Annotated in this window: 15 protein-coding genes; 10 read left to right on the forward strand and 5 right to left on the reverse strand. The window is 72.9% G+C overall.

Translation table 11 applies throughout. The annotated features are described in order from the left end of the window. The first annotated feature begins 138 nt into the window (after positions 1-138). Complete coding sequence (locus tag AB0E62_RS14665) at positions 139-939, forward strand: potassium channel family protein (RefSeq protein WP_362192330.1); 801 nt, start codon at positions 139-141, stop codon at positions 937-939. Here AB0E62_RS14665 and AB0E62_RS14670 read toward each other — a convergent pair. Then, on the reverse strand, positions 936-1,241 hold the full coding sequence (locus tag AB0E62_RS14670; RefSeq protein ID WP_362192332.1) for a small hydrophobic protein: 306 nt from the start codon (positions 1,239-1,241) through the stop codon (positions 936-938). The two genes, AB0E62_RS14665 and AB0E62_RS14670, sit on opposite strands and share 4 nt — an antisense overlap. A gap of 225 nt (positions 1,242-1,466) precedes the next feature. Then, positions 1,467-3,080 (reverse strand): MFS transporter, encoded by a 1,614-nt coding sequence (locus tag AB0E62_RS14675; RefSeq protein WP_362192334.1) that lies wholly within the window; start codon positions 3,078-3,080, stop codon positions 1,467-1,469. 128 nt (positions 3,081-3,208) lie between these two features. Between AB0E62_RS14675 and AB0E62_RS14680 the strand changes: the two genes are divergently transcribed. The 3 genes from AB0E62_RS14680 to AB0E62_RS14690 all read left to right on the forward strand — a co-directional run bounded on the left by AB0E62_RS14680 (position 3,209) and on the right by AB0E62_RS14690 (position 6,070). Further along, positions 3,209-3,835: a TetR family transcriptional regulator gene (locus tag AB0E62_RS14680; protein ID WP_362192336.1), complete on the forward strand. Its 627-nt coding sequence runs from the start codon at positions 3,209-3,211 to the stop codon at positions 3,833-3,835. A gap of 102 nt (positions 3,836-3,937) precedes the next feature. Beyond that, positions 3,938-5,155, forward strand: coding sequence for an alpha/beta hydrolase (locus AB0E62_RS14685; RefSeq protein ID WP_362192338.1), 1,218 nt, complete (start codon positions 3,938-3,940; stop codon positions 5,153-5,155). Positions 5,156-5,221: 66 nt separating this feature from the next. Beyond that, the gene (locus tag AB0E62_RS14690) at positions 5,222-6,070 is read left to right on the forward strand and encodes a DUF4429 domain-containing protein (RefSeq protein WP_362192340.1); all 849 of its coding nucleotides are present in this window, start codon (positions 5,222-5,224) and stop codon (positions 6,068-6,070) included. Positions 6,071-6,803: 733 nt separating this feature from the next. On the opposite strand, the gene AB0E62_RS14695 is transcribed toward AB0E62_RS14690, so the two are convergent. Next, entirely contained in the window at positions 6,804-7,820 is a 1,017-nt protein-coding gene (locus AB0E62_RS14695; protein WP_362192342.1) for an aldo/keto reductase, read from the reverse strand. After that, the gene (locus AB0E62_RS14700; RefSeq protein WP_362192344.1) at positions 7,817-8,281 is read right to left on the reverse strand and encodes a MerR family transcriptional regulator; all 465 of its coding nucleotides are present in this window, start codon (positions 8,279-8,281) and stop codon (positions 7,817-7,819) included. Before AB0E62_RS14700 ends, AB0E62_RS14695 begins: the two co-directional genes overlap by 4 nt. Positions 8,282-8,377: 96 nt before the next feature. Here AB0E62_RS14700 and AB0E62_RS14705 point away from each other — a divergent pair, with 96 nt between their 5' ends. Together AB0E62_RS14705 and AB0E62_RS14710 are read left to right on the forward strand one after the other, a co-directional pair. Then, positions 8,378-8,872 (forward strand): GNAT family N-acetyltransferase, encoded by a 495-nt coding sequence (locus tag AB0E62_RS14705; RefSeq protein ID WP_362192346.1) that lies wholly within the window; start codon positions 8,378-8,380, stop codon positions 8,870-8,872. 19 nt (positions 8,873-8,891) lie between these two features. After that, complete coding sequence (locus tag AB0E62_RS14710) at positions 8,892-9,713, forward strand: serine hydrolase domain-containing protein (protein ID WP_362192348.1); 822 nt, start codon at positions 8,892-8,894, stop codon at positions 9,711-9,713. Positions 9,714-9,751: 38 nt separating this feature from the next. Here AB0E62_RS14710 and AB0E62_RS14715 read toward each other — a convergent pair whose 3' ends face one another. Then, complete coding sequence (locus AB0E62_RS14715; RefSeq protein WP_362192350.1) at positions 9,752-10,420, reverse strand: pirin family protein; 669 nt, start codon at positions 10,418-10,420, stop codon at positions 9,752-9,754. A gap of 648 nt (positions 10,421-11,068) precedes the next feature. Here AB0E62_RS14715 and fasR point away from each other — a divergent pair. The 4 genes from fasR to AB0E62_RS14735 all read left to right on the forward strand — a co-directional run bounded on the left by fasR (position 11,069) and on the right by AB0E62_RS14735 (position 14,699). Then, a complete protein-coding gene (gene fasR / locus AB0E62_RS14720) occupies positions 11,069-12,274 on the forward strand; it encodes a fatty acid biosynthesis transcriptional regulator FasR (RefSeq protein ID WP_362192352.1) in 1,206 nt (401 codons plus the stop codon). A gap of 89 nt (positions 12,275-12,363) precedes the next feature. After that, on the forward strand, positions 12,364-13,290 hold the full coding sequence (locus tag AB0E62_RS14725; RefSeq protein ID WP_362192354.1) for an ACP S-malonyltransferase: 927 nt from the start codon (positions 12,364-12,366) through the stop codon (positions 13,288-13,290). A 10-nt stretch (positions 13,291-13,300) separates the two neighbouring features. Next, positions 13,301-14,368: a ketoacyl-ACP synthase III gene (locus AB0E62_RS14730; RefSeq protein WP_362192356.1), complete on the forward strand. Its 1,068-nt coding sequence runs from the start codon at positions 13,301-13,303 to the stop codon at positions 14,366-14,368. A gap of 82 nt (positions 14,369-14,450) precedes the next feature. After that, positions 14,451-14,699, forward strand: coding sequence for an acyl carrier protein (locus tag AB0E62_RS14735; RefSeq protein ID WP_030604530.1), 249 nt, complete (start codon positions 14,451-14,453; stop codon positions 14,697-14,699). Positions 14,700-14,769 lie beyond the last annotated feature (70 nt).

The following is a 14,769-nucleotide window of genomic DNA, read 5'->3' on the forward strand; positions in this document are numbered from 1 at the left end:
CGTTGCGCTCGGCTCCGGCCGGCAGGGGTGGCGGGGCGCGAGGGGCCGTGGGTCGTCCGCGGGCCGGTGGGGCGCGAGCGCGCGGTTCCCCGCGCCCCTTCGGGGGCGCCCGCCTTACCGTTTCTTTACGATGCGGGCATGGAGGAATTGTCCGCGCAGGCGCGGTGGGAGCGGTACACCGAACGGCCGTTGCTGGGGCTCGCGGTGGCCTTCGCCGTCGCTTACGCGGTGCCGATCGTGGACGCGTCCGCCGGGCGCCCGCTGACCGCCGCGTGCACGGGGGTCGAGTGGGCGGTGTGGGGGGCGTTCGCCCTGGACTATCTGGTCCGGCTGGCGCTCGCCCCGCACCGGAAGCGGTTCGTCCGGCGGCACTGGCTCGACCTGTGCGCGGTGGTGCTGCCGGTCCTGCAGCCGCTGCGGCTGCTGCGGCTGGTGTCGACGCTGCTGCTGGTGGGCCGGCGGGCGCGGATGGCTCCGCAGATCCGGCTGACCACGTATGTCGTCGGGGCCGTGATCGGGCTGTTGATGTTCGGCTCGCTGGCGGTGCTGTCCGTGGAACGCGAGTCACCGCACGGGAACATCCGGACGCTGGGTGACGCCGTGTGGTGGTCGTTCACGACGATGACGACCGTGGGGTACGGCGATCACGCGCCGACGACGGGGCTCGGGCGGATGATCGCGGTCGGGCTGATGCTGTCCGGCATCGCCCTGCTCGGTGTCGTCACCGCGAACATCGCCGCGTGGTTCATCTCGCGGTTCGAGAAGGACGACGTGGAGGAGCGGCGGCAGACGGAGGCGATCGCCGCCCTGACCGAGGAGGTGCGGGCGCTGCGCGCCGAGGTGGCCCGGCTGGCGGAGGCGGAACACCGAAGGGGCGCGGGGAGCCGCGCGATCAGCCACGGCTCACCCACGCCCGGCAACGGGCCGCAGGCCCGCTAGAGGAGCCCGTTGCCCCAGGTCGCCGCGCCCGCGAGGGCGATGACGGCGAGCAGGGTGTCGATCGCGCCCAGGATCAGGGCCACCAGCGCCGGCACATTGCGTTCGCCGGACCAGCTGCGGCCCATGGCCTGCCAGCCGCAGAAGATCGCGACGGGACCGAGGACGATCCCCAGCGCGAAGAATCCGGCCACCGCGCAGATCGCGCCGATGATCCCGAGCGTCGCGCGGTCCGGCCCGGTGCGTTGCCACGTCCGGCTACGCGACCGGGGGTACCCGCGTGTTCCGTGCCCGAAGCCTGCCATCATCAACTCCCTGAGGCATATGGACAGTTCGGCTTCACGGTGCGGGTACCCCGGTTCCGCCGGAGCAGACCCGGCGCGCTGTCCCCCTCCGACAGCGCGCGCCGCGGCCCCGTGGTCCTCCTATGCGCTGCGGAGGAGTTGACCCACTGTGACCTGCGGCGCGCGCCGGGAGCCAGCGATCTTGAGCGGAGTCACCCGGATAGGCGAACTCCGCCGGGTGGGCCGTCAGATGTGGCCCACGCCCGCACCCGCCTCCGCGTTCGTGCCGCGCTTGGTGAGCAGCGCGACGAGGACGGCGACCGCGGCCACGCCCGCCGCCACGAGGGAGGCGAGGCTCATGCCGTCGATGAAGGTGTGGTGGGCCACCTCGGTGATCTTCGCGGCTATGGGGGCCGGGGTGTTCTCGGTCACCGGAGCGACTCCCTGCTGGACCGCCTCGGCCGCCTGGTGCAGCTGCTGCGGGGGAAGCTTCGGCAGCCCGGCGTCCGCCCAGTTGTCCGCGAGGGTGTGGTCGACCTTGGAGGCCATCACCGCGCCCAGCACGGCCGTGCCGAGGCTGCCGCCGATCTGCATCGCCGCCTGCTGGAGACCGCCCGCGACACCGGACAGCTCCATCGGGGCGTTGCCGACGATGACCTCCGTGGCGCCGACCATGACCGGCGCCAGGCCGAGGCCGAGCAGTGCGAACCAGACGGACATCAGACCGCTGCCGGTGTTCTCCTCCAGCGTGGACATGCCGTACATGGCGATCGCGGTGACGGCCATGCCGCCCGCCAGCGGGATCCGCGGTCCGGCCTTGGTGATGAGGGCGCCGGCCAGCGGCGAGCCGACGATCATCATGCCGGTCAGCGGCAGCAGGTGCAGGCCCGCGTCGATCGGGCTCATGCCGTGGACGTTCTGCAGGTAGAAGGTGACGAAGAACAGACCGCCCATGAACGCGATGGCCATCAGGACCATCAGGACGACGCCCGCGGACAGCGGCACCGAGCGGAACAGCGCCAGCGGGATCAGCGGCTCCCGCACCCGCTTCTCCCAGACGGCGAACAGGACGAAGCCGACGACCGAGGCGATGAGGAACAGCCAGGTCCTGCCGTCGCCCCAGCCCCAGGCCGGAGCCTTGATCAGGGCCCAGACCAGGCAGAACATCGCGCCCGAGAGCAGGGCGATGCCGAGCACGTCGAAGGAGCGCGGAGCGTTCTCGGCGCGGTGGTCGAGCAGGATGAGCAGGCCGAGCAGCAGGGCGAGGGCGCCGACCGGCACGTTGATGAAGAACACCGACTGCCAGTTGACGTGCTCGACGAGGACACCGCCGAGGATCGGGCCGCCGGCGGTGGAGGCGCCGATGACCATGCCCCAGATGCCGATGGCCATGTTGAGCTTCTCGGCCGGGAAGGTCGCCCGCAGCAGGCCGAGCGCGGCCGGCATCAGCAGCGCGCCGAACAGGCCCTGGAAGACGCGGAAGGTGACGACCGCGGCGATGCTGTCCGACAGTCCGATGGCACCGGAGGCGGCGGCGAAGCCGGTGACGCCGATGAGGAAGGTCTGCCGGTGGCCGAAGCGGTCGCCCAGCTTGCCCGCCGTGATCAGGGAGACCGCGAGCGCCAGGAAGTAGGCGTTGGTGATCCACTGCAGCTGCGCCCAGCTGGCGTGCAGGTCCTTGCCGATGGCCGGGTTGGCGATGGCCACGATGGTGCCGTCGAGGGCCACCATCATGACCCCTACAGCGACGGTGATCAGCGTGAGCCACGGGTGGCCGCGCAGGCCCGTGCGCGGCCCGGACGGGGCGGCCGGCGCTTCGTCCCCCGGACCCGTCGCGTCGATGGTGGTCTGACTAGTCATACACTCAGATTAGTGACAGCCGCTGACAGTTGACAAACCAATTCACTAGTCGGTTACTGACACGAAAAATGGGGGGTCACAGGCCGGGCCGGACCGACGGTCCGCCCTCGTTCACCAGGAGAGTGGCCATGGAGACGCTGCGCGAGCGCAAGAAGCGGCGTACACGGGAATCGCTGCTGCGGGCCGCCCTGGAACTGTTCACCACGCAGGGGTACGAGCGCACGACCGTCGACGAGATCGCCGAGGCCGTCGACGTCTCCCAGCGCACCTTCTTCCGTTACTTCGCGGGCAAGGAGGATGTCGCCTTCGCGGTGCAGGACATGGCGGAGGCCGCGTTCGTGGCCGCCGTACGGACGCGTCCGCCGCACGAGGCGCCGATGCGGGCCCTGCGGCAGGCGTTCCTGGAGAGCTGGGACGAGATGCGCGAGACCGTCGAGTCGGTCGTGCCGGTCGAGCTGCACCTGAGCATGTACCGGACGATCGAGGCCGAGCCCGCGCTGCTCGCCGCCCGGCTGCGCCGGCTGGCCACGACGGAGGAGGCCCTCGCGCGGGTGCTGGCCGAGCGGGAGGGCGTCGACGTGGACACCGACCCCCGGCCCCGGCTGGCGGTGGCCGTGTTCGGCGGGGTGATGCGGGTCACCGAACGGCAGTGGTGCACCGGCGAGGACTCCGGGCCCGAGCTGATCCGGACGCTCACCATGTCGTACCTCGATCAGGTGGGTTCGGCGCTGACCGGAAACTGGCGGACCACCTGAGATCGTTGGCAGAGCGCCGACCCCATGACCACCGCCGCCGAAACGTGATGCCTGTCACTCGGTTACCCCGAGACCCGCCCGCTCTCCTAGTGTGTCCTCCCAGTGACTTCTTTCGACACCTCCCCGCAGCTCAGCATCTGGCGCGCCCTGCTGGCGCTGGCCGTGGTGTTCGTGATGCTCGCGACCACCGGCTGGACCGCCCTGCGCACCCACCGGGAGTCGTCGGCGCTCGCGGCCTCGCTCGCCGAATGGCGGCACGGACACCTCCACGGTCTCCGGCTGCCCGACCCCGACGCCGCCCCCGCCCGGCTCGCGCGCTTCTTCGGCTCGCTCACCCCGGGCGACCGCGACCGGCTGGCCCGCCGCTATCCGCTCGCGGTCGGCAACATGAACGGCGCCCCGGTCCCTCTGCGCTACCGGGCCAACCACCTCGCGCTGGAGCGGGCCCGCCGGACCGAGCGCTCCCGCATGCACGACGGCCGGCTCAGCACCGCGGGCCAGCAGGACGCGGGCCGGCGGATGCACCGCTACGAGTCCCTGCTGAGCGCGGGCCGGCAGATCCTGGCCTTCGACCCCGAGGGCTCCGGCCGGGTCGCCGAGGTGTTCGGCGACCTCGCCGCCGCCCGGCGGATCTCGGTCGTCGTCCCCGGCGTCGACACCGACCTGCTCACCTTCCAGCGCACGAGCCGTCCCTACAGCGCCCCGGTCGGCATGGCCAAGGCGCTGTACGCGGCCGAGCGCGCGGCACGCCCCTCGGCCCGTACGGCCGTGATCGCCTGGGCCGACTACACCTCTCCCGACGGGCTCGGGGTGGACGCGGCCACCGGGCGGCGCGCCGAGGAGGGCGCCGTACGGCTGAACGCGCTGCTGCGCGCTTTGCCCGGCCGGGCCCCGGTGTCGATGTTCTGCCACAGCTACGGCTCGGTGCTCTGCGGGGTCGCCGCACGCGGCATGCCCCGCCGGGTCGCCGACCTGGCGGTGGCCGCGAGTCCCGGCATGCGCGCGGCCAGCGCCGCCGGTCTCGGCACGACGGCCCGGGTGTGGGCCATGCGGGACGCCAGCGACTGGGTGCGCGATGTGCCCTATCTGGAGCTGGGCGGTCTCGGCCATGGCGCCGACCCGGTGTCCCCGGGGTTCGGGGCGCGGGTGCTGTCGGCCCGGGACGCCGAGGGACACAGCGGTTATTTCCAGCCGGGCACGGACAGCCTGCGCAATCTCGCCGACGTCGGGGTGGGCGCGTACGACGAGGTGACGTGCGCACGGGAGGACGATGCGTGCCGGTCCGGTCTGTCCGGTGCGCCGACGGCCCAACGCGCGTAGAAACAGCAGGAAGTGCGGTCCGCGAAGGTGGCGACGGAGGGACACGTGCCGCATACGATGAGCCGCATGGGTGACGTACTGGCGGGATTTCATGCCGTCTGGGAGTTCGAGTCCGACTCCGTGCTCATCCGTTACGAACGGGGGATTCGAACACCGAAGCTGTGGCAGGCGCTGGGCGAGCGCCGGATCCCGCTGGCGGCGGTCGAGGGCGTGACCCTCGCCCCGGGCCGGCGCGGGACGGTCGTCCTGCGCCTGGTGCCGCGCGCCGGCGCCGATCCGCTGATGGAGGCGGCCGACGGGCAGCTGAAGGAGGGCTCCGACCCGTACCGGCTGGTGCTGCCGGCCGAGCGGGAGACCCTCGCGGAGTACTACGCCGACGAGCTGAAGGGGCTGCTCACCGAGTCCGGCCCCGCCGACCGGCACCTGGTCGCGGCGCCCGGGGCGCCCCTCCAGTTCAAGGCCTACGACGGCAAGGCCTCCTTCGACGGGACGTCCGTGCAGTTCCGCTGGTCCTGGACGGGGGCGTCCTCGACGAAGTGGAAGGCCGGCGACCAGAGCTTCGCGGTGGCCGAGCTGAGCGGGGTGGAGTGGCGCTCGCCGGAGGTCTTCGAGGGACACCTGCGGCTTCTCCGGCGGGCGGCCGGCCCTGCGGCGCCCGCGCAGCCCGACCAGGATCCGGCTGCCGTCGTCTTCGGGCTGGGCTACGGCCCGGTGCACGAGTCGCTGCCGTTCGCCGCGGCGGTGCTGGCCGCCGTCCGCACCCGGGGGCCGGTGCCCGCGATACCGGCCCCGGCCCGGCGCGACCCCGCCGACATCGCCGAACGCATCCGCCACCTCGGCGAACTGCACCAGGCCGGGCTGGTCACCGACGAGGAGTTCTCCACCAAGAAGGCGGAACTCCTGGCGGAACTGTGACCCCCGGGTCGCCCCCGGCCGGGGCGGAGGGGGTGGCGGAGGTGGCGGGCTGACCGGGGGCCGGTCATGACCAGGCAGACCGGACGGCCGGACAACCGGCGTGACCGAGGGACCGGCGGGACGGGAAGACCGACCTGGCCAAACGGGCCGAGGGCCAATCCGGCCAGGCACGCCAGGCGGGCGACGCCACCAGACCGCCGGGGTGGCCAACTGGCCGAGGGCCGACGGGACCGGACAGCCGGGGCAGCCGGGGCAGCCGGACAACCGGCGTGACCGGCGTGACCGACGACACGGAAAAACCGACCCGACCGGACGCCGACGCCCAACACGGCCACACAGCCGACGCCACCAAGCCCCCGGGCCCGCCAACAACCAGCGTCACCGGACGACACACCCGGCCGGACCGCGAACCTGGCCGGAGACCGTTGCCACCAGGCAACCGAGGTGCCTGACGGGACGGAAATGACCGACCTGACCGGTCGGCCGACGGCCAGGCGGGCCACACAGCCGACGCCACCAAGCCACCGGGGTGGCCAACTGACCGAGGGCCGACGGGACCGGACAGCCGGGACAGCCGGGGCAGCCGGACAACCGGCGTGACCAACAGACCGACGACACGGACGCCGACGCCCAACACGGGCCACACAGCCGACGCCGCCAAGCCACCGGGGTGGCCGGCTGACCGAGGGCCGACGGGACCGGGCAGCCGGCCCGCGTACTCGGGTGGTGGGTGTTACTCGCGGCCCGCCGAGGCGAAACGCATGTCCGGGTAACGGTCGCCGGAGACCTGGCCCGCGATCGGCTCCAGGGCGGCCAGTTCCTCCTCGGTCAGGGTGATGCGGGTCGCCGCGACGTTCTCCTCGACCCGGCCCGGCTTGCGGGTGCCCGGGATCGGCACCACGGTCAGGCCGGCGACCGACGCCCGCTGCTGCGCCCAGGCCAGGGCGATCTGGCCGGGGGTGGCGCCCCGGGCCTCGGCGATGGCCCGGATCGGCTCCAGCAGGGCCGCGTTGGCGGCCGCGTTGGAGCCGGTGAAGCGGGGGTGCTGACGGCGGAAGTCGTCGCTCGTGAGGTCCTGCTCGGCGTTGGTGAAGGAGCCGGTGAGGAAGCCGCGGCCGAGCGGCGAGTACGGCACCAGGGCCACGCCCAGGTCCCGCGCGGCCGGTACCACCCTGGCCTCGATGTCCCGGCTGAACAGGGACCACTCCGACTGGAGGGCCGCGATCGGGTGCACGGCGTGCGCGGCGCGCAGTTCGTCCGCGGTCACCTCGCTGAGCCCCAGGTGCTTGACCTTGCCCTCGCGGACCAGCTCCGCCATCGTGCCGACGGTCTCCTCGATGGGGACGTTCACATCGCGGCGGTGCATGTAATAGAGGTCGATCACCTCGACGTCGAGCCGCTTCAGGCTGGCCTCGACCGCCTGGCGGATGTAGGGGGCGTCGTTGCGGATGATCCGCTTGGTCGGGTCGTCCGGCGGGATGGACAGCGCGAACTTGGTGGCGATGACCACCTCGTCCCGGTGGGCCTTGAAGAACGGGGAGAGGAACCGCTCGTTCTCCCCGTCGCCGTAGGCGTCCGCCGTGTCGTACAGCGTGACGCCCAGCTCCAGCGCCCGGTCCAGCGCGGCGCGGGCCTGCCCGGCGTCCGTCGGGCCGTAGCCGAAGTTCATGCCCATGCAGCCGAGGCCCTGCACGCCGACCTCCGGCCCGTCCGTGCCGAGCCGTACCGTCGGAATCCTGGCGTCGGTCATCGAGTGGTCCCCTCCATGGCGTAAAAACTGATCTTGCGGTCGAGTACGGCGAGCGTGTCGCGCAGTTCGGCGATCCGGTTGAGGACGTCCCGGCGGGTCGACTCCAGCAGGTCCCGCCGCTCCGCGTAGGTCCCCTCGCCCTCCCGGACCAGCTCCGCGTACCGGACCATGTCCGCCACCGGCATGCCGGTCAGCCGGAGCTTGGTCACGAAGTCCAGCCAGTCCAGGTCGCGGTTGCGGTAGCGGCGCTGGCCGGTGTGCGAGCGGTCGACGTGCGGCATCAGCCCGATCCGCTCGTACCAGCGCAGGGTGTGCGCGGTCAGCCCGGTGAAGGCGACGACCTCGCTGATCGTGTAGTGGTCCTGGCCGTCGGGGCGGGGGTGGCGCCGGGGAGGGGCGGAGCAGATGTCGGCGGGGGTGGCGTCCTCGGTGGCCGCTGGCGTGGTCTGCATCACCGTCATGCCCCCACGCTATGGGGTTGGAGTGCACTCCAAGCAAGCCGGTCCGGTGAGAAATCCCCGGGACCCGGCCCGGAGGCGGTGACTAGCCTGCGCCCCATGAGTCTCGTACGGCGGGCCCGGCCCGAGGATGCCGGGGAAGTGCTGCGACTGCGCCAGATCATGATCGACTCCCTGTGGGGCGACGGGGGCGGCGGGGGCGGCGGGGGTGACGGAGCGGCCGGCTGGCAGACCGAGTCGCTGCCGGGACTGCGCGAACAGCTCGCCAAGGACGACGGGGACTTCGCCGCGTTCGTGGTGGACCACCCCGGCCGGCCGGGCGCACTGGCCGCGCTGGTGGCGGGGACCGTGGAGTACCGCATAGGCAAGCCCGGCAATCCGCGGGGCCGGGTCGGGTACGTCTTCAGCGTGGCGACCGACCCGGACGTCCGCAGGCGGGGCTACGCGCGCGCGTGCATGGAGGAGCTGCTGGCCTGGTTCCGGGCGCGCGGCGCCGGGCATGTGCTGCTCAACGCCTCGCCGGAGGCCGAGCCGCTGTACACCTCGCTGGGCTTCACCCGGGATCCGGACCCGTCGATGCGGCTGCCGTTGTGAGCCGCATAGGCTCGGACGCATGTCGTTGCAGAGCCTGGCGCTGATCGAGAACTGGCCCGTCCCCACCGCCGCGGCGGGAGTCGTACGAGCCGACGGGACCGTCCTCGGGACGCACGGTCCCGTCGGGCACCGCTTCCCGCTGGCCTCCGTCACCAAGCCGCTGGCGGCCTACGCGGCGCTCGTCGCCTACGAGGAGGGCGCGATCGAGCTGGACGAGCCGGCCGGTCCGCCCGGGGCGACGGTCCGTCACCTGCTCGCGCACACCTCGGGGCTGGCCTTCGACGAGCACCGGGTGACGGCCCCGCCCGGGGACCGGCGGCTGTACTCCAACGCCGGGTTCGAACAGCTCGGGGATCACATCGCCAAGGCCACGGACATCCCGTTCGCGGAGTACCTGCGCCAGGCCGTGCTGGAGCCGCTGGGCATGACGGCCACGTCGCTGGAGGGCTCGCCCGCCAAGGACGGGGTGTCGACGGTCGAGGACCTGCTGCGGTTCGCGGCGGAGGTGCAGGCGCCCCGGCTCCTGGACCCGCGGACGGTGGCGGCGGCGATGACCGTGCAGTACCCGGGGACCAAGGGCGTCCTGCCCGGCTACGGGCACCAGAACCCGAACGACTGGGGCCTCGGCTTCGAGATCCGCGACGGCAAGTCCCCGCACTGGACGGGCGCCTCGTCCTCACCGCGCACGTTCGGTCACTTCGGGCAGTCCGGTACGTTCCTGTGGATCGACCCCGACGCCGGGGCGGCCGGGATCGCCCTGACCGACCGCGCGTTCGGCCCCTGGGCGATCGAGGCGTGGCCGGCCCTGACGGACGCGGTTTTGACGGAACTGCGCGGCTGACGACGGCCACGGCCTCCGGGGGCCACGGCGCCCGGGGGCTACGGCGTCAGCTCCCACAGCAGCAGGTCCGCCGGGGTGGCCGCCAGCGCCTGGAGCCCCTCGGCGCCGGTGATCCGCGCCGCGTCGCCGGGGCCCAGCTCCGCCCCGGCCAGCCGGACCGTGCCGCGCGCCACATGGACGTACATCCGCGGCGCGTCCGGCACCGCTGTCCGCTCCCCCGGCTCCAGCCGCCGTACGTGCAGCACCGCGCCCGCGGCCGGGACCGGGTACCGGACGGGGCCCTCGGCGGCCGGGACGAGGGTGTAGGAGGGGGTGCCGCCGGGCTCCCGCGGGGTCAGCCACATCTGGAGGAAGGTCAGCGGGGCCGGGCCGTCGTTGCGTTCCACGTGCCGCACGCCCGCCGCCGCGCTCAGGTGCTGCACGTCCCCGGCGCGGACCTTGGTCTCGTGTCCGGCGGAGTCGCGGTGGGTCAGCTCGCCCTCGACGACCCAGGTGACGATCTCGGTGTGGCTGTGCGGGTGCTCGTCGAACCCGGCGCCGGGGGCGAGCCGTTCCTCGTTGCAGGCGATCAGCGCGCCGAACCGCAGGTTGTCGGGGTCGTAGTGCGGTCCGAAGGAGAAGGCGTGCCGGGTGTCGATCCCGGCCTCCGGGTCCCCTCCGCGATAGCGCTCACCGGCGCGCCGTACATCCGTCGTCACGGCCCCCACGGTAGCCCTCCGGGCCGCACGGGCCGCGGGGCAGCCCCCGTCCAGGGCACCGGAAGCGCCCGCACCGGGCGGACGCCGTCTCCCCCGGCGTGGTCCGTACACCGGTGCCGCGTACCGCCGACGCCGGTGTCCGGGGCCCGGACGCAGAGCGGCTCACGACCCCTCGGCGCGCTCGGGAGCGGAGCCGGAAACGCACCCCGCGCCCCCGCCCTCACCGAAACGACCCGCGACGCAGCACCAGCGAGGGACACGTCCAACGGGCCGCCGGAACCACAGGCCACGAGACCGCGCGAAGTCCGGCCGGCACACCCTCCGGCCCGCCCCCGGCCACCCGGCGAACCCGCACCGGACGAACCCCGAACGCACCCCGCGCCCCCGCCCACACCGAAACGACCCGCGACGCAGCACCAGCGAGGGACACGTCCAACGGGCCGCCGGAACCACAGGCCACGGAACCGCGCGAAGTCCGGCCGGCTGCGTCTTCCGGGCCGTCGCCCGGCCGCCCGGCGAGGGCCTGCCCGGGTGTCCCGGCAGGCCCTCCCGGCCGCCTGCCCCGGCCGGGCCGGACGCCGCCGGCCTCCGGGCGGGCCGTCGGCCACCGCCCCCCGGCGGCGCACGGTCGCGTCCCGATAAGGCAGTCTTGTCCCCGTGCCCGAACCCGAATCCCACCATGGTGACCCCGCAGCCCGTCACGTCCACCCGCACGCCGCGACCCTGAAGCGGCTGGAGAAGTCCTCCGGGAGTCTCGCCGCGCAGGCCATCGCGCGCATGGACGAGACCCTGCCGTGGTACCGGGCCATGCCCCCGGAGAACCGTTCCTGGATCGGACTCGTCGCCCAGGCGGGCATCGCGGCCTTCACCGAGTGGTTCCGGCGCCCGGACGCCCCGCAGGCGATCTCCACCGACGTGTTCGGGACGGCGCCGCGCGAGCTGACCCGGGCCATCACGCTGCGGCAGACCGTGGAGATGGTGCGCACCACCATCGAGGTCATGGAGTCCGCCATCGACGAGGTGGCCGCCCCGGGCGACGAGAGCGTGCTGCGCGAGGCGCTGCTGGTGTACGCCCGGGAGATCGCCTTCGCCACCGCCCAGGTCTACGCGCAGGCCGCCGAGGCACGCGGTGCCTGGGACGCCCGGCTGGAGTCGCTGGTGGTGAACGCCGTGCTGAGCGGCGAGGCCGACGAGGGCGCCGTCAGCCGGGCCGCCGCGCTCGGCTGGAACTCCCCGGAGCACGTCTGCGTGGTGCTCGGCACCGCGCCCGACGGGGACAGCGAGCTGACCGTGGAGGCCATCCGGCGGGCCGCCCGGCACGCCAAGCTGCAGGTGCTGACCGGGGTGCTCGGCGACCGGCTCGTGGTCATCGCGGGCGGCAGCGACAACCCGCTGGCCGTCGCCCGCTCGCTGATCGGGCCGTTCGCCGCCGGACCGGTCGTCGCCGGACCCGTCGTACCGGACCTGCTGGCCGCCACCCGGTCCGCGCAGGCCGCCGCCGCCGGACTGAAGGCGTGCTTCGCCTGGCAGGACGCGCCGCGGCCGGTGCTCGCCGACGATCTGCTCCCGGAGCGCGCCATCGCGGGCGACCCGAGCGCCCGCGAGCAACTGGTGGAGGAGATCTACAGACCGCTGGAGGAGGCGGGCTCGGCGCTGCTGGAAACGCTGAGTGTCTACCTGGAGCAGGCCAGCAGTCTCGAAGGCGCGGCCAGAATGCTCTTCGTTCACCCGAACACCGTGCGCTACCGGCTCCGACGTGTGACTGACGTCACCGGCTGGTCCCCCTCGGATGTACGATCCGCGTTCACACTGCGGATCGCGCTCATCCTGGGGCGTCTGGCCGATGGGGAACCCCAGACATAAGGTTTTGTCGGGGCTCCACAAAAGCCCCTCGTGTTCTTCGTCCCTGTCCCCACGGGCGGCCCCCGCCGTCCCCAAGAGAGAGTGTGAGAGTGCTCGTACTCGTCGCTCCCGGCCAGGGCGCCCAGACGCCCGGCTTCCTGACTCCCTGGCTCGACCTGCCCGGTGCCGCGGACCGCGTGGCCGCCTGGTCGGACGCCATCGGACTGGACCTCGCCCATTACGGCACCGAGGCCGACGCCGACGCCATCCGCGACACCGCGGTGGCGCAGCCGCTGCTGGTCGCCGCCGGCCTGCTGTCGGCCGCGGCACTCGGTGACATCTCCGAGATCGCGCCGGGCGCGGTCGCGGGCCACAGCGTCGGCGAGATCACCGCCGCCGCCCTCGCCGGTGTCCTGGACGACACGGCCGCCCTCGGCCTCGTCCGCAAGCGCGGTCTGGCCATGGCCGACGCCGCCGCGGTCACCGAGACCGGCATGGCGGCGCTGCTCGGCGGTGACCCCGAGGTCACCGTCCCGCACCTGGAGAAGCTGGGCCTGACCCCGGCGAACATCAACGGCGCGGGCCAGATCGTCGCGGCGGGCACGCTGGAGCAGCTGACCGCGCTGAACGAGGACAAGCCCGAGGGGGTCCGCAAGGTCGTCGCGCTGAAGGTGGCCGGTGCCTTCCACACGCACCACATGGCGCCGGCCGTGGCGAGCCTGGAGAAGGCCGCGGCGGAGCTTTCGCCGGCCGACCCGAAGGTGACCTACGTCTCCAACAAGGACGGGCGGGCCGTCGCCTCCGGTGCCGAGGTGCTCCAGCGGCTGGTCGGCCAGGTCGCCAACCCCGTCCGCTGGGACCTGTGCATGGAGACCTTCAAGGAACTGGGCGTCACCGCGATCGTCGAGGTGTGCCCGGGCGGCACCCTGACCGGCCTGGCCAAGAGGGCCCTGCCCGGTGTCGCGACGCTGGCCCTGAAGACCCCCGACGACCTCGAAGCGGCCCGGACTCTGCTCGCAGAGCACGCCGGCGCCTAAGGAGCCGTACATGGCGAAGATCAAGCCCAGCAAGGGCGCCCCGTACGCGCGCATCCTCGGTGTCGGCGGCTACCGGCCGACCCGGGTGGTGCCGAACGAGGTGATCCTGGAGAAGATCGACTCGTCCGACGAGTGGATCCGCTCCCGCTCCGGCATCGAGACCCGGCACTGGGCCGGTCCCGACGAGACCGTGGCCGCGATGGCCATCGAGGCCTCCGGCAAGGCGATCGCGGACGCCGGCATCGACGCCGAGCAGATCGGCGCGGTGGTCGTCTCCACGGTCTCGCACTTCAGCCAGACCCCGGCCGTCGCCACCGAGATCGCCGACAAGCTCGGCACCGACAAGGCCGCCGCCTTCGACATCTCGGCCGGCTGCGCGGGCTTCGGCTACGGCCTCACCCTCGCCAAGGGCATGGTGGTGGAAGGTTCCGCCGAGCATGTGCTGGTGATCGGCGTGGAGCGGCTGAGCGACCTCACCGACCTGGAGGACCGGGCGACCGCCTTCCTGTTCGGCGACGGCGCCGGCGCGGTCGTGGTGGGCCCCTCGCAGGAGCCGGCCATCGGCCCGACCGTGTGGGGCTCCGAGGGCGACAAGGCCGAGACGATCAAGCAGACCGTGTCCTGGGACCGGTTCCTCCCCCACCCTCGGCTCCGCTCGGGCGGGGGGACCCCCACCGGCGACCTGTCGGAGCTGCCCGTCGACAGCGAGGGCAACGTCAAGTTCCCCGCGATCACGCAGGAGGGCCAGGCGGTGTTCCGCTGGGCCGTGTTCGAGATGGCGAAGGTCGCCCAGCAGGCGCTGGACGCGGCCGGGATCAGCGCGGACGACCTGGACGTCTTCATCCCGCACCAGGCCAATGTGCGGATCATCGACTCGATGGTGAAGACACTCAAGCTGCCGGAGCACGTCACGGTCGCCCGTGACATCCGCACCACCGGCAACACCTCGGCCGCCTCGATCCCGCTCGCGATGGAGCGGCTCCTGGCGACCGGGGAGGCGAAGAGCGGTGACACCGCGCTCGTCATCGGATTCGGGGCGGGTCTCGTGTACGCCGCCACGGTCGTTACCCTCCCCTAGGCACTCCGTGCCGGATCACGCGGTCCGGGTCGGATACAAATGCCTTTAAACCCGTCTGGAATATCAAGAAGGAGCGCCTGACATGGCCGCCACTCAGGAAGAGATCGTCGCCGGTCTCGCCGAGATCGTGAACGAGATCGCCGGGATCCCGGTCGAGGACGTCAAGCTGGACAAGTCCTTCACCGACGACCTGGACGTCGACTCGCTGTCCATGGTCGAGGTCGTCGTCGCCGCCGAGGAGCGCTTCGACGTGAAGATCCCGGACGAGGACGTCAAGAACCTCAAGACCGTCGGCGACGCGACCGACTACATCCTCAAGCACCAGGCCTGAACCACCGCGTAGGCCGCGTGTAGCAAGGCCCCGCCACCCGGCGGTGGCGCCGTAGTCCCCGCACCGGCGG

The organism is Streptomyces sp. NPDC038707, from assembly GCF_040636485.1.
Taxonomy (GTDB): domain Bacteria; phylum Actinomycetota; class Actinomycetes; order Streptomycetales; family Streptomycetaceae; genus Streptomyces.